Here is a 16,687-nt window from a genome sequence, read left to right on the forward strand (position 1 = left end):
AACAAACTAATGACAATCTTAAAAGTAAATAAAAATGATGAAAATCAAACGGTTTTTAATTTTATTAAGAAAAATTTTAAAACTACAAATTTATCAATTATCTATAAGTGATTTCGAACAAACAAAATTAAAATTAATGATAAAAGAATTAAGGATCAAAAAATTATTTTAAAATTTGGAGATGAAATAAAAGTTTATGATAGTGCAAGTGCTGTTAAAAGACAAAATAATCACATTGTTGATTACAGTTTATTAAAAGTTGTTTATGAAGATGACAATATTTTAATAGCAGATAAACCAAGTGGTTTAGAAATTCACTCACCAATTAATGAAAATCTTGATGAAATGGTAAGAAGTTATTTAATTGAGAAAAAAGAATATAATATTGAAAATGAAAATTCATTTGTAATTAGTCATGTTCACAGAATTGATAAATTAACTCGTGGTTTGGTTATTTATGCTAAAAATAAAATGAGTTTAGATATATTATTAACTTCAATTCAAGAAAAAGATGAAATCTCAAAGTTTTATCTTGCAAAATTAGTAAATAATGATTTGCCTGAAGGTTTAGTAAATGGGTGAATTCGTTATGATAGTGAAAAACAAGTTGCTGTATTTAGAGAAATTCAAAAGAATAGTTATAAAGAATCCAACCAGATTAATCAAATAGTTGATGAACAAAATAATATTTATTCAATTCAATTATTATCTGGAAGAAAACACCAAATTAGATCAATTTGTTCTTTTTATAAAGCACCAATTGTTGGAGATTTTCGATATGGAGCTCCAAGAAATGGATCAAAACAAATTGAATTAATTGCCTATAAACTAATTTTTAATAATCTACAAGGTCAATTAAGTTATCTAAATAATCAAGAATTTATATCAAACTATAAATTTTAAAATGATAAAATTAAAAATATATTGCAAAGGGGGAAAAATATGTTATCTACAAAACAGGGTATTTTAAATACAATTGTGGGAACTGTAATCTCTCTTTTTAATGCTTTAGTGCAATTCTTAACAATGTACTGAGTTTTGAATAAATTTGGAACAGAGTTTAACGGGTTTATTAAACTTGTTGGTTCATTTTCTATTTTAATTGCAACAGCTGATGGAGCATTAGGGGTGGCTACAACAATTTTGTTGGTTCGTCCTTTTGTTCAAAATGATTGAATTACTGCAAATGAAATTTATTCAACAGCTAAAAAGGGTTATCGCAAATCTGCATTAATCGGTTTATTATTAGTATCATTAATTGGTTTTGCTTATCCTTTATATGCAGGGGTTTCATCTAATGGAAGCATTTTTGATATTAATAGTTGAAAAGAAATTGGAATTGCAACTCCTGATGGCCAATTAGTTGGCTACTTTTCATTAGTGGCAATTACATTAATTTTTGGGGTAAAAAACTTCGTAACAGCATATTGATTTAGTGTATATGAAAATGTAATTGCAGCAGATAATAAAAATTCAGTTCGAAGAATTGCTATTTTGTTTACAGATGTTTTTGTTTATTCAATAATGTTTTATTTGTTAAATATTGATTCAATTAATCCAATTTTTCCATTTTTATCAATGCTTTTATATGGACCAATTAAAGGAATAATGATTTATTTTTATGCCAAAAAAAATTATATTTGATTGAAATATTATCGAGATTTTAATAGTTTTAAATTAAATACTACTAAGAAAAAGATTACTTTTTCTTCATTAGGGACATCAATTCTTTTAAATACAGATGTTTTAATTGTTTCAATTGTTTTAGGACTTAGTGTTTCATCTACTCTATCTCTTTACTTAGTAATTGCAGTTAATACTAGATTGATAATGACAAATTTTATTACTTCATTTAGAGAATTTTTTGTTACATTGGTTGCAAAACGAGGAAGGATTCATTGAGAAAGTTATGCTAAATATGAATTATATACATATTTAGTAGCAGCATTTACATTTATCAATATGGCAATATTAAGTCCATATTTTGTAAGTGCTTTATATGGAGATATTGCATCAGTTGAAGGGCAAGCAAATCAAAATGCAAAGGAATTTATGTTCTTTAATCCTAGTTTTTCAATTTTATATGCTGCAACTACTGCACTTGTAATTTTATGTGAAGCTCAAATAACTTTAATTCATGCAAAAGGAAGATATGGAGAAGTATCAAAATTCCAAAATTATCTTGGATTTATTTATATTGTTCTTGGGTTTGGAGTAACATTCATTTGCAAAACTTTTGCAATTGGGGGTTCAGATATGAGCTTGGTTAATGGAATTATCTCAATGTATGTTTTAAAAGTGGCATTTTTAGTTCTAAGATATGCTTACTTATGATTCTATGTTTATCGCTATGCAACATATAATTCATCATTTAAACATGTTTTAAATAATTTAATGATCTTATTAATACCTTCAATTTTAATGACATTAGTTAATATTTTCTTAATTAAAAATCAAATGCCAGTTGAAGAAAGTGCTATTGCTCCTGCACCTATAGCACCACTTATTGCTTTATTCTTTGGAAATATTGCTGCTAGTGGATTAGTCTTGATTATATTTTCATATATATTCTCTCCAAAAATGATGAATGGTATTGTGACAAAATTACCAGTTATTAATAAAATTGTAAGTAAAAAATCAGAAGAAGCGAGAAAAAAACGTTTTGAAGAGTTTGGTATCAATGTTGAAGAAATAGTTGATAATGGTGCACAATTAAGTGAAGCACTTTATGGAATCACAACTCAAGATGACAATACAATTGGAGAAACCGAAATTAATGTTCCAAAATCAAATGAAAAAATTTATACAATTAAAGGTGGCAAATAACCACTTTTTTTATTTATTTGATTAATTAAACCAATTAGTATGGTTTTTTTAAGTGATATAATCATTTTGGTGAAATAAATGACAATAATATCTTTAGGAGTACCAATAGCATTGGCAATTGTTGTACTTTTTATGTTTTATACATCTGGAACAATCATATTTGAGTTCTTGAGATTTAAAGTTAAAAACCAGTTTGCTTCAATTGCTGCTGGATTTTTTGCATATTTTACTTATATTTCAATTTTAACTTTACCATTACAATTGATTTCAGTTTTACCTTATATTTTCTTTGTCTATTATTTATGAGCATTAACAATTGTTTACTTGCTATTTTGCTTTATCTTTTTAAAATATTGATTATCAACAAATTTTTTATCACTTAATTTAATAATCTTTTTTATAATTGTTAGTTTAATTGGAGTTTTAAATTATTTTGGATATACCTATATTAATGATGGAAGTTTTGCTAGACATAAAAATACCTTATCAATTCTTTATTGACTAAAAGATAATCCAGTATCATTTTTTAATAGTTCCACACTATTTAATTTTTTAGACTTTAAACCATTTCAAGGATGATATACATTCCAAATCTCAACATTAATTTTGGCAGGAGCTGAATCATATCAATATCAAGATGTACTTGTACCTTTTACATTTATATTAGATTCATTTTTAACAGCTTCTATTTTCATCACAATGTTTGAATCATTGAAAAAAACTACTTCTAAAGTTAATACATATTTATTGTTATCAATTTCATTTATTATATTTGGATTAATGAAAACAGCTTTATTTACAACTACTTATACTTTTTGATCTGGAGAAACAATTTTTATTTATTTAGTATTTTATACAATTGTTTTAATGTTAAAATATACAACACAAGATTATCGTGAAAGACATAATCCAATATTTATAGGAACGGTTTTAGGGGGATACATTTCATTTTCATGAGAAAGTTCTTATCAAGTATTATTCTTAATTTATTGTTTAATCTTTGTTCTACAAAGAAGATATTCAACAAACTTTACTAAAGATATTTTAAAATTATCAATTTTTGCATTAACTGATGTTGTCTTTTATAATATTGTTTCAAATTATTATTTACAATCAATTTTATTTGGAGGATTATTACTATTCTTAATAATTGTGGCTTCATTAATGACAAGAAGATATTCAACAGTTATTGCTTTTGAAGTATTTACAGATTCAAGAATTAAGTTAGTGACTTTTCTTTTACCATTAGCATTTATGTTAATTTCAATTGCTTTAACTTTAGGTTCTAACCAAGCATTTATTAGTACAGCAGATACATATTTAAATTTCTTATATGTATGAACAACTATATTTAAAAATGAAGAGATTAGATTTTGATTAACAACAATATCTGCTTTAACAATTTTGGCGATTTCAGTTGTATGAATTTTTATTAGAAAGATTTTTACAACAACAGCTTTAACTGGAATTGTTGATTTAATTTTAATTTCATATTTAACTTTCTATAATCCAATTGTAGTTAAATTTATTACTTTAATATATCCTACAATGTTAGAATCAAATGGAATGATTATGATTATTCAAGGAAGTATTTTATTAAATGTACTTGCATATTGGGGAATTAATAAGTTTGATGCAAAAACTGAACCACAAGTAAAAGTCATTAAAAAATATAATTGATTAGTTTAAAAATGGGGGTAACAAATGACTGAACTAAAAAAACACATTGAAGAAATTAAAGAAAAATTACATCAATGATCTCATGCATATTATGTTTTAGATAAACCAATGGTTGATGATTTAGAGTATGACTCATTGTTAAAAGAATTAATTAAAATTGAAACTCAAAATCCACAATTAATTACGTCAGATTCGCCAACTCAAAAAGTTGGGGGTATTGTTTTAGATAAATTTGAAAAATATCAACATAAAACTCCAATGTTAAGTTTGTCAAATGCTTTTAATGATGAAGATTTAAAAAATTTTAATGATCAAATTTATAAAGAAATGGAAAATAATAATTATTCTTTTTTCGTTGAACCAAAAATTGATGGGCTTTCAATCTCTTTAATTTATAGTAATGGAATTTTATCAAAAGCTGTTACTAGGGGAGATGGAGTTTTTGGAGAAGACGTAACTGTTAATGTTAAAACTATTAAATCTATTCCTTTAAAAATTGCCAATCAATTAGATTATTGTGAAGTTAGGGGAGAAGTTTTTTTATCTAAAAAGGAATTTGATAAAATTAATCATCAGCGTTCATTAAATGGAGAAGAGTTATTTGCAAATCCAAGAAACGCAGCTGCTGGAACTTTAAGACAACTTGACTCAAACATTGCAGCTTCAAGAAATCTAGATGCTTTCTTGTATTACTATATGGATCGCGAAACAATTGCAACTCACAGTGAATCAATGAGATATTTAGATTCAATGAAGTTTAAAATTAATTCCCTTGGTAAACATTGTACTAATATTGAAGAAGTGATTGAACATATTCATTATATTAGTGAACAAAGAAGTGAATTAGATTATGAAATTGATGGAGTTGTTGTTAAAGTGGATGAATTTGATTTATATGAAAAAGTAGGTTACACTTCAAAATTCCCAAAATGAGCAATTGCCTATAAATTCCCAGCAGAAATAAAAACTACAAAGTTATTAAATATTTTTCCAACTGTTGGAAGAACTGGAAGAATAACTTATAATGCCGCACTTGAACCAGTCCAACTTGCTGGAACAACTGTTCAAGCAGCTACACTTCATAATGCAGACTTTATAATTGATCGCGATATTAGAGTCGGTGCTGTTGTCAAAGTTAAAAAAGCAGGAGATATTATTCCTGAAGTGATTGAACCAATTATTGATAAAGATTTTGATACATTAGAAAAATTTCAAGAAGCAACTCATTGTCCTGAATGTAATTTTATTTTAGAAAGATTTGAAGATGAAGTAGATCAATATTGTCCAAATAAAGAGTGTCCAAGAAAAATTATTAGAGCAATTGAACATTTTGTATCACGTGATGCTATGAATATTGAAGGACTAAGTATAAAAATTATTGAAAAATTATTTGCCAATAATTTTGTAAAAGAAATTAAAGATATTTTTAATTTAAAAAATTTTAAAGAACAATTAATTCAACTTGATAAGATGGGAGAAAAATCTGTTACTAATTTATTAGAAGCAATTGAAAAATCAAAATTAAACTCAGCTGAAAAATTATTTTTTGGTTTAGGAATTAGACATGTTGGTAAAAAAACTGCACAACTTTTAATTACTAAATATAAAAATATTTTAGATTTAAAAGATATTGATTGAAACGATTTAGAAGAGATTCACGATATTGGACCAACTGTTACTAAATCAATTACAAAATGATTTAGTGATAAAACAAATATTGAAATGTTACATACGCTTGAAGAACAAGGAGTTAATTTAAAATATTTAGGACAAATTGGAACAAAGTTTAGTGATAGTATTACAAATAAAAATTTTGTAATCACTGGAACACTTTCAAAACCAAGAAATCATTTTAAAACTATTTTAGAAGAGTATGGTGCAAAAGTTATTGATAGTGTAAGTAAAAAAACAGATTATTTATTAGCAGGAAGTGAAGCTGGAAGTAAATTGGAAAAAGCTCAAAAATTAAATGTAACAATTATTGATGAACAAGAATTTAATAATCTAATTGGAGGTAAAAATGAAAATTAATAAAGAATTTATTTTAGAATTAGCAGAAGATGTAATGTTAGAATTAACAGATGAAGAAGCAGAAGAAATCACAAGTTTTGAAAATGATATTTTAGAGAAATTTGAAAAAGTCTTTGCGATCAATACAGATAATGTGAGAGAGAGTCATTATCCTTTTGATTATAATAATACTTATTTACGTGAAGATGATGAGATCAGAACAATTGATAGAGAAATGTTATTGAAAAATGCCCCAAAACATGAAGAAGGTTATGTAGTGATTGAGAAGGTGGTCAAATAATGGATATAAAAAATTTAAGCATTATTGAATTACATGAAAAGTTAAAAAACAAAGAGTTTAGTGTAAGTGAATTGGTAAATCAAACATATAAAAATCTTCAAGCAGAAATGGATTCAAATTTTTTAGTTTCATTAGTTGAACCTGAAAAAGATTTAGATAAAAAATTTGATGAAAGCAATTTTTTATCTGGAATTCCTTTTGTAACTAAAGATAATATTTCTGTTAAAAATACATTAACAACAGCTGGTTCAAAAATTTTATCAAATTATATTGCACCATTTGATGCAACAGTTTCACAAAAATTAAAAGAAGCTAATTCAATAGTTTTGGGTAAAGCAACTTTAGATGAATTGGGAATGGGTGGAACTGGTCTATTTGGTTTTAATGGAGAAGTTAGAAATCCAAAAGATCATTCTAGAATTGTTGGGGGAAGTTCAAGCGGGAGTGCTTATGCTGTTGCAACTGGACTTGTACCTTTTGCAACTGGAACAGATACTGGAGATTCAATTCGTAAACCTGCATCATTTAATGGAATAGTTGGATACAAACCAACTTATGGAAGCATTTCAAGATATGGAGTAATTCCTTATGCTCCAAGTTTAGATCATGTTGGTTTCTTTACAAGAAATGTAACTGATGCTGCAATTCTAGCTGATGCTACATTTAAATATGATAAAAAAGATTTTACTTCAATTGATAATACAAATGAATACTTTAAAAATTTAAATAATCCAAATCAAAAAATTAAATTTGGTTTCATTAAACAAGTTGAAGAACATATGAGTGGAAAATTACATGATGACTATCAAACAATTTGTGACAAGATTCGTGAAGATGGTCATGAATTAATTAATCTTGATTTTAATAAACAACTTTTAGATGCAATTCCTGCAATTTATATGATGATTTCATTTGCAGAAGGAGTGTCTACTCATGCAAACTTAGATGGAATTAACTTTGGATTACGTGCACCAGGAAAAGATTATGCAGATATTATGAAAAAAAGCCGTGCACAAGGATTTGGAAAAACAGTTAAGAGAAGATTTGTAATTGGAAGTTATCAATTAAAATCTTCTAATCAAGAAAAACTTTTAGCAAAATCAAAAAAAGTTAGAAGATTAATTATTGAAGAATTAGCAAGAATGTATGAACAAGTAGACATTTTAATTTTGCCCCCAGCTTTAGAAGTTGCTCCATTAGTTGAGCAAGTTATGGGAACAGATATTGAAGAGCGAAAAGATAATGGAAGTGTTTTTTTAGAAGATGTTTTAATTTTGGCAAATATGAATGGAATGCCTTCAATTACAATTCCTTTTGTTAATTATGATAATTTACCAATTGGAATTAACTTAAATGCAAAACCAAAAAATGATTTATTATTACTACAAGCATCAAAATATATGGAAGACTTAATTAAAAAAGTTGTAGTTAAGGGTGGTGATTTTAATGAATAATTTTGAAGTAATTATAGGAATTGAAAATCATGTTGAACTAAAAACAAAATCAAAAATGTTTTCTCCAGCTCCAGTTAGTTATGGAGAAGAGCACAATACTCAAATTTGTGAAGTTGATTTAGGATATCCTGGGGCTTTACCTTCAGTTAATCAAGAGGGAGTAAGATTGGCAATCCTTGCATGTAATGGATTAAATATGCAGATTGACGAACTACTACGCTTTGATCGAAAAAATTATTTTTATCCAGATTTAGTTAAAGGATTTCAAATTACACAACAATATCACCCAATTGGGAAAAATGGATTTATTATTGTTAAAGATGAAAATGGCAATGATAAAAAAATTGATATTGAAAGATTACATATTGAAGAAGATACTGCAAAACAAATTCATAAAGGTGACACTACTTATATTGATTACAACAGAAGTGGAATTGGGTTAGTTGAAATTGTTTCAAGACCAGTTATTAGAAGTGCAAAAGAAGCAGTTGATTATGTAAATAATCTAAGAGAAATTTTATTATTCTTAGGAATTAGTGATGTCAAAATGAATGAAGGATCACTGAGATGTGATGTCAATATTTCATTGAGACCATATGGTTATCCTGAATTTGGTCCAAAAGTGGAAATTAAAAATTTAAATTCATTAAACAATGTTAAGAAATCAATTGAATTTGAAATTCAAAGACAAAGTAAATTAATTTTATCAGGACAAGAAGTTCAACAAGAAACAAGAAGATTTGATGAAAACATTCAAGAAACAGTCTTGATGAGAACAAAAAGTGATGCTGTTGATTATAGATATTTTAGAGAACCAAATATTAATCCAATCAAATTAGACAGTGCATGAATTAAAGCAACAATTGATGCATCTCCAGAATTGGCAAGTGTAAAAAGAAATCGTTATTTAAATGATTATACTTTCAATGAAGAAGAAACAAATTATATTCTTGCAAGTTTAGAATTAACAAATTTCTTTGAAGAAACTGTAAAACTAAATGTTGAACCAAAAAAAGTTTTAAATTATTTATTAACAGATATAAAAGCTTTAATGAATAAAGACAACATTTCAATTGATCAATCTCAATTGACTCCAAATGATTTAAAAACAATAGTTGATCTTTTAGACAAAGGTGAAATTTCTTCAAAACATGTCAAAACTTTATTACCAATTGCATTTAGTTCAAATCAAAGTGTTGAACAAATCATTGAAGGACATAATTTAAAATTAATTAATGATGAACAAACAATTAAAAATTATCTTACTCCAATTGTAGAAACTAATAGAAATTTAATTGTTGAGCAATATGAATCAAGACCAGAAAGAGTTGAAAAAACTATTATGGGACAATTGATGAAAGAAACTGGGGGAAATGTTAACCCAGAAAAAGCAAATTTAATTATTAATGAAATGATTCAATCAGTTATTAAATAAAAAGAGAACCAATCAGGTTCTCTTTTTATTCTTCTTCAATTTCTCCACGAATTTTGATTACTAAATCATTGATCATTGTATTTTTGGCAAACACAATTAAGATATCTTCTTCTTTTAAAGTTGTATATTCATCGGGAATAACAACTTTTCCATTACGTTTAATTTGAACAATATTGAAATCTTTATTAGTACTTAAACCATTTTCACTAATAGTTTTATCAATTACATTTTCATCTAAAACTTGAATGCTTGTAAAACTATATTCTCCGTCAGTTGATTGCACATCTCCTTCAATATCAAATAATGATTTTGTAGCAACCAATTTTCCTGTCATAACGTCAGGAATAATTACTTTATCTTCTTCAATTCCTAATGCTAATAGAATTCTTTTATGATGTTTGTCTCTTGCATTTACGGTAATATTTTCAACACCTAAGTCAATTAAGTTTAGAACTGTTAAAATACTTGCTTCCATACTTGAACCAAAACATACAATTACACAGTCAAATTGTGAAATTCCATTTCTTTCTAAAGCATTTTTATTAGTTGTATCCAAAACAATAGCTTCAACTGATTCAAATTCTGATACATAAAGATTTAATTTTTCTTCATTAATATCAAAGATTTTAATATGTTGTTTTTTTTCGTCTAATGTTTGTGCTACTGAAAGACCAAAATGATTGGCACCAATAATCGCAAAGCTTTTCTTTTTAGCCATAATTTAATATGCCTCAACTTTCTTACTCATATAATTATACAACTCTTTTTGAATTGTTGTATAATTATAAATAGGTTTTCAAATCACAAGGGGATGATTTGTATGGATAATTTAAAAAATGAACCCAATAATGAGGTTCAAGATAAGAAAAGAATAAAAAAGAGAAAAAGAAAACTAGTTAAAGTTAAGAGATCAAAGTCTTTGGATAATACAGAAAAGACTTTTTTTGCAAAACTTAAATCATGGTGACCTTTATCAAAAATCAGTGGAAAAATCATTATTGGTTATTTATCTGCAATTATAATTGGGGGATTTTTATTAAGTATTCCTGGAATTATGATTAATAAAGAACACGAATGAAACTTTATTACTGGTATTTTTACAGCGTCAAGTGCGATTTCAGATACTGGAATTAACATGGTTTATACATATTCAGATTACAGTATTTTGGGTCAGTTTTTAATTTTGGCAATGATTAAAATTGGGGGAATTGGTTTACTTACTTTTAAAATTGTTTTATTGGTAATGTTTAATAAAAAAGTTTCACTAGATGATCAAAGTGTGGCCAAAACTGAAAGAGGTAGTGGAACACTTGCAAATACAGTTGAAATGATTCGCGACGCTTTTATTTTCCTAACAGTTGTTGAAATATTGGGCTCATTTGCACTATTTTTTGGATTTTATTTTACACCTCCTGGAGAAACAATAGAAGCAGGAACATTTGTGAGTCCTTATCAAAGTTTTTCAAAATCATTGTGATATGGAATTTTTCATTCAATTAGTGCTGTAAATAATGCAGGATTTGACATTATTGGTCAGCAATCACTAATGCCGTATAATCAAGAAGGAGTACAAGCATATCATTTACAATGAATTTTTATGATTCAATGAATTATTGGGGGATTGGGATATCCTACTTATCACGATATTAAAAGAAAAATTAAAGCGAAAAAAGAAGGAAAGCAAGTTAGATTTTCATTATTTACAAAATTAAACTTTGTAGTCTATTTAACTTTATTTTTAATTGGTCCTTTATTGGTATTTTGTTCTGAATATTTCACTCAAGAACATAGTCGCATTATGGAATATGTTGATGAAAATAATAATAGTACAGAAAGGCATTGAAAACCTTGATATGTATGATCGATGGATATTATTTTTAATGTAACTTCGTGTAGAAATGCAGGATTTTCAACAGTAGATGTGAACGACTTTACTGCTGGGTCTAAATTTATTATGTCAATTTGAATGTTTATTGGTTCTGCGCCTTCATCAACAGCTGGGGGAATTCGAACAACTACATTTGCAATTTGTATTATTGGGATTGTTTCAATTATGAAAAACAAGCATTCTGTTGAAGCATTTAAGAAAAAAATTCCTGATGAAACAGTAAAACGCAGTTTTGCAGTTGTTTTCTTATCAATGCTAATTATTATGACAAGTATTTTTATAGTTTATTTAGATTCAAATGTAATGTTAACTCAAACAACTGATGGTAATGAAGGTTTACCTCAAGATAGTGAAAATACAATTATTAGATTAATTCTTTATGTATGTAGTGCCTTTGGAACGGTAGGATTCCAACCATTTAAACCAGATCAAATTATTCAAATGGGAGTTTTAAGCAAAATTGCTTTAATCTTGACTATGTTTATAGGTCAACTTGGTATTTCAAATACATTATTGGCCTTTGTAAAACCAAAAAATAAACAGAACTTTGGTTATTTAGAAGAAGAAGTCACAATTGGATAGTTAAAAAAGTTTTATAATCCTTATAAGTGTAGATAAAATCAACCTTTTAAAATGCTGTCATTCTTGACAGCATTTTTTAAAGGAGTAATATCTTTGTGTAATAGAAAAAGAGGCATTTTATATGTTGGAAAATAATACAACAGAATTACCACTCTCCCGTAGGGAAGAAGTGCAAAATTCTAATTGACATAACTTATCAAATGATAAAATTGTTAAACTTTTAGATACAAATACTCAAACAGGACTCAGTGAGCAAGAAGCTCAAAAGCGATTGGAAATATACGGGTTAAATAATTTACCCAAATCTAAGAAACCAAATTGATTCTTAATCTTTTTAAAATCATTCTTAGATCCACTAAGCATCATGATGTCAATTGCAGGGATTTTATCTTTAACAATTTCATTGATTTCAAATGAGTTAACATCTCCAGATATTGCTGGATTGGTCATAATTGTTACAATTATTTTGACAAACTCTATTATTTCAACGGTTCAAGAAATAAAATCTTTAAGACAAAGTGAATCGATTAATGAGCAAAGAAATTTTGCTTGAGTTTTAAGAGACAGTATCAAAAAAGAAATAGACACACAATATTTAGTACCTGGTGACATTATTTTTTCAAAATCAGGTGATTTTGTTGCTGCTGATTGTCGAATTTTTAGTAATCAATTGTTAAAAATTGATGAGTCAGCTTTAACTGGAGAAAACGAAGCAATTAATAAGATATCTGAAAAAATTAAAGAAAAAGATTTGGTTTTAGGAGATCAAAAAAATATTGCTTTCATGTCTACACTAGTTATTGAAGGAAAAATGACAGGAATTGTCATTAAAACAGGAAAAGATTCAGAAATTGGAAAGATTGCAACTAACATTACAGATCACAAAGCTGAAAGAACTCCTTTAGAATCTAAGGTTATTAGATTAACAACAATTATAGGATTTATTTCAATTGCTTTAGGAGTTTTAATGTTTTTAGCAACTTTATTAATTCGAGATAACTTGAATCCCGAACTTCAAAGTTATAATAAATTAATGTTAATTGCAGTTTCATCTGCAATTAGTGTTATTCCCGAATCATTAACAATCATTGTCAAAATTTGTTTATTAGTTGCTAGTCGCAAAATGGCTAGAAAAAATGTATTAATTAAAAATCCTAAATCAATTGAAACTTTAGGAAATGTAAACATTATTTGTTCAGATAAAACTGGAACACTAACACAAAACCAAATGACAGTCGATGGTGTCATTGTAAATATGACAACAATTGAAAAAGACAAGTGAAATCCCCAAGAATCACAACATTTATTAAATTGTATGGTATTGTGTAATGATGCATATATCGAAAATGAAGAAAAAGTAGGAAGTGCAACAGAAATTGCACTTGTAAAACTTTTAATAGATCACAAAATTGATTATTTAAAAGAAAGAAAAGTAAATCGCAGAATTGATGAAATTCCATTTAGTTCATCAAGAAAAATGATGTCAACAGTTAATACAATTGGGAGACAAAAATATTTATATACTAAAGGAGCTGTTGATTATTTAATTCAGAATTGTCAATCAAAACTTGTAAATAATAAAGTAACTCGAATTGAAGAAGAAGATTTCAATATTTTAAGAGAACAATTACAAACTTATGCTGCAAAAGGTATGCGTATGATTGGTTTTGCATATAAAGAGATGCACAATGAACAACATGCAAAAGAAGATAATTTAATCTTTTTAGGAGCAGCTGCAATTATTGATCCTCCAAGAGAAGAAGTTGCTAAGTCAATTCAAGAAGCTAATGCTGCTGGAATTCGTGTAATTATGATTACTGGAGATCACAAAATTACTGCATTAGAAATTGCAAGAAGATTAACAATTGCCAATGAGCATTATAATGATGTTATAACTGGTGCAGAAATTGAAAATATGGATAAAGAGGAATTAACTAAGAAACTTGAAACAACTAATGTTTTTGCAAGAGTTAATCCAGAACATAAAGCATTAATTGTTGAATTATTACAATCACAAAAAAATATTGTTGCTATGACTGGAGATGGAGTTAATGATTCACCAAGTTTAGTAAAAGCAGATGTTGGAATTGCAATGGGAATTACTGGAACAGATGTTTCCAAAGAAGTAAGTGATGTTGTTTTAGCAGATGATAATTTCAAGAGTATTATTGCTGGAGTTAATTCAGGAAGAAACGTTTATGAAAAAATTAAGTATTCAATTTCATTCTTAGTTGCTGCAAATATAAGTCAAGTATTGACATTGTTATTAATTATGGCAATTTATAATACACTTGCTTTAAATTCAGTAAATATATTATTTCATATCTTTGTTGTTGAAACAATTGTGGCGATTCCAATTGGGATGCAAAAAGAAAGAAAAGGGGTTATGAAAAATCAACCTCCAAAAAATAAGAATGAATCGCTTTTAAAAGGAATTTTTATTCAAATCATAATTACAACAACTTTAAACAGTTTAATTGCATTATTTAATTATCAAATTGCAATTTGATGACTTGGAGATAGTTATGCAGCACAAGAATATGGTAAAACTGGAGTTTATATTGCAATTATGTTTGGACCAATTATTTATTCATTCATATATAATAATTTCTTTTTAGCAATTAATTTTAAAACAGATCACAAAACTGATCGTTATCGTCCAAACAAATGATTAATTATTTTTGTTTTAATAGCAGTAAGTTTAACAATAATGACAATGTTACCATTTGAATTTATTAATGAATTCTTTGATTTTAAAACAGTGGGATTAAATTTAGGACTATTAATGATATTTATATTAAATACAATATTAATTACTCCATTAATTTGAATGTTTTATTGTTTAACAGGTAAATGCATTTTAAAGTATAAAGAAAGAAAAACTAAAATATAAAACATATTTAAAACACTTTTAATAAAGTGTTTTTTTCATTAAATTTATTTAATAATAGGAGTAAAATTAAATTAAATATGAAAGAAAGCAAACTAATAATAAAAGTAATATAAATCTAATCGTAATGGAACACTGAAAAGGACTAAATTATGGCTAGAAAAATTCAACCTTATCAACTAATTACTTATCCTAAAAAAATTACATATGCTAATCCCAAAAATAATAAAAATAATTTTTGGGATTTGTTATTCAAAATAATTGCAATAGAAGTAGTTTCAATCTTAGTTGGTACATTAACAGCTGGAGTTGGAGGAGCAGCAGTTCAAACATGAGGCTTTTCACAACTAGGAATCGCATCTACACAATTAGTGATTAGAGCTACTGTAGATTTTACTATACATCAAATGTTTGATTCATCAATGGGAATTAAATCCAGTAAAAATACACTTTTGAATCTATTTTTTAGTTTTTCAAATATTGGTTCTCTTGGTAGAGCTAGAAAAACAGATAAAATAATAAAAATTTTAAATGAACATCAATTATTAAATAAAATTGGAATTAAATATACAGTTAATAATTTATTTGAAATTAAAAAGGCACTTCAATATAAAAAAATTATATTAAGTAATAATAAAAAAATAACATTTTCTAAAAAAATAACAGATTTAGAAATATTACAAACAATTATGGCAATTTCATCTAAAGAAATGAAAAGTTCTTTAAAAAGAATGTCACAAAAAGAGTTACAAGCACTTATTGAAATGGAAAAATTATTATATAAAGTAAGTCCTGATTTATTTGCAGACCTTAAAAATTTAAATACCACAAAATATAATAATAATTTTAAACAAGCTTTTAATTTAAATATAGATGAATTTTTGAATTTAAAAGATAAAGATGCAATTGAAATATTATTAAAATTAAATAAAAATTCCAAAATATCAAAAGAAATAATAATGATAAATAGATTAAGAATACAAAAACAACTTCAAGAAACTTTAATTGCAAGTTTCAAAGATATTGGGAAAGTAACCCAAAATACATTGAATATGTTAAACCCACAAAAATATTTAGAAATTGCAATTGATAAATTATTAGCTCCAATTTATAAATCTATGGATAAAATAATAAAAAATTCTAGAAATAATTTAATTCGATTAAATAAAAATATTAGACGAACGATCAAAAAATATAATATATACGCATGCAATCCAAATTCTTCCTTTATTGGTTTTATATTTAAACCAATATCGTTTTTAGGAGATGGATATATTGAATTATGAAAGGAAATTTCTTATAAAAGTACAACAGATAAAGATATAAAAAAATATTCAAAATTAGTATTTTGAACAAATATTAAACAAGTTGAAGAATTCTCATATTCAAAAAATCAAGATTATTACTTTAATATAAAATGAAAAAATAAAAAAAATATAAATAAAATAGAAGCTGAAAACTTAAATAATATTTATGAAGATAGCATAAATAGTTTAAAACATATTAAAAATATAAAAGAACTTTTAAATAGGCAAAGTATAAGAGTAAAAAATATAAATCCATCAAAAATTGTAAATAAAATTTCTGATTCTTTAAATGTAAAGTTTAAATAATTAGAAAT

The 16,687-nt window shown here is 26.0% G+C and carries 11 protein-coding genes; 10 read left to right on the forward strand and 1 reads right to left on the reverse strand.

Annotated elements, in window-relative coordinates; translation table 4 throughout:
• Positions 1-9 precede the first annotated feature (9 nt).
• The 7 genes from SCULI_RS00620 (at position 10) to gatB (ending at position 9,706) form a co-directional block, all read left to right on the forward strand.
• Positions 10-903, forward strand: a complete 894-nt coding sequence (locus SCULI_RS00620; RefSeq protein ID WP_025362711.1) for a pseudouridine synthase family protein — start codon at positions 10-12, stop codon at positions 901-903.
• 39 nt (positions 904-942) lie between these two features.
• On the forward strand, positions 943-2,826 hold the full coding sequence (locus SCULI_RS00625) for a hypothetical protein (protein WP_025362712.1): 1,884 nt from the start codon (positions 943-945) through the stop codon (positions 2,824-2,826).
• 78 nt (positions 2,827-2,904) lie between these two features.
• Positions 2,905-4,515, forward strand: a complete 1,611-nt coding sequence (locus SCULI_RS00630) for a hypothetical protein (protein WP_025362713.1) — start codon at positions 2,905-2,907, stop codon at positions 4,513-4,515.
• Positions 4,516-4,530: 15 nt separating this feature from the next.
• Positions 4,531-6,537, forward strand: coding sequence for an NAD-dependent DNA ligase LigA (ligA, locus tag SCULI_RS00635; protein ID WP_025362714.1), 2,007 nt, complete (start codon positions 4,531-4,533; stop codon positions 6,535-6,537).
• On the forward strand, positions 6,527-6,817 hold the full coding sequence (gene gatC, locus SCULI_RS00640; RefSeq protein WP_025362715.1) for an Asp-tRNA(Asn)/Glu-tRNA(Gln) amidotransferase subunit GatC: 291 nt from the start codon (positions 6,527-6,529) through the stop codon (positions 6,815-6,817). Before ligA ends, gatC begins: the two co-directional genes overlap by 11 nt.
• Complete coding sequence (locus SCULI_RS00645) at positions 6,817-8,271, forward strand: amidase family protein (RefSeq protein WP_038647977.1); 1,455 nt, start codon at positions 6,817-6,819, stop codon at positions 8,269-8,271. The genes gatC and SCULI_RS00645 overlap by 1 nt, the downstream gene beginning before the upstream one ends.
• A complete protein-coding gene (gene gatB, locus SCULI_RS00650) occupies positions 8,264-9,706 on the forward strand; it encodes an Asp-tRNA(Asn)/Glu-tRNA(Gln) amidotransferase subunit GatB (protein WP_025362717.1) in 1,443 nt (480 codons plus the stop codon). Before SCULI_RS00645 ends, gatB begins: the two co-directional genes overlap by 8 nt.
• A 25-nt stretch (positions 9,707-9,731) precedes the next feature.
• Here gatB and SCULI_RS00655 read toward each other — a convergent pair whose 3' ends face one another.
• Positions 9,732-10,424: a potassium channel family protein gene (locus SCULI_RS00655; protein WP_025362718.1), complete on the reverse strand. Its 693-nt coding sequence runs from the start codon at positions 10,422-10,424 to the stop codon at positions 9,732-9,734.
• A gap of 102 nt (positions 10,425-10,526) precedes the next feature.
• Between SCULI_RS00655 and SCULI_RS00660 the strand changes: the two genes are divergently transcribed.
• The 3 genes from SCULI_RS00660 to SCULI_RS00670 all read left to right on the forward strand — a co-directional run bounded on the left by SCULI_RS00660 (position 10,527) and on the right by SCULI_RS00670 (position 16,679).
• Positions 10,527-12,176, forward strand: coding sequence for a TrkH family potassium uptake protein (locus tag SCULI_RS00660; RefSeq protein WP_025362719.1), 1,650 nt, complete (start codon positions 10,527-10,529; stop codon positions 12,174-12,176).
• A 121-nt stretch (positions 12,177-12,297) separates the two neighbouring features.
• Positions 12,298-15,069: a cation-translocating P-type ATPase gene (locus SCULI_RS00665; protein ID WP_025362720.1), complete on the forward strand. Its 2,772-nt coding sequence runs from the start codon at positions 12,298-12,300 to the stop codon at positions 15,067-15,069.
• Positions 15,070-15,218: 149 nt separating this feature from the next.
• A complete protein-coding gene (locus SCULI_RS00670; RefSeq protein WP_025362721.1) occupies positions 15,219-16,679 on the forward strand; it encodes a hypothetical protein in 1,461 nt (486 codons plus the stop codon).
• The last annotated feature ends 8 nt before the right edge of the window (positions 16,680-16,687 follow it).

The sequence above is a fragment of the Spiroplasma culicicola AES-1 genome, from assembly GCF_000565175.1.
Lineage (GTDB): Bacteria > Bacillota_I > Bacilli_A > Mycoplasmatales > Mycoplasmataceae > Spiroplasma_A > Spiroplasma_A culicicola.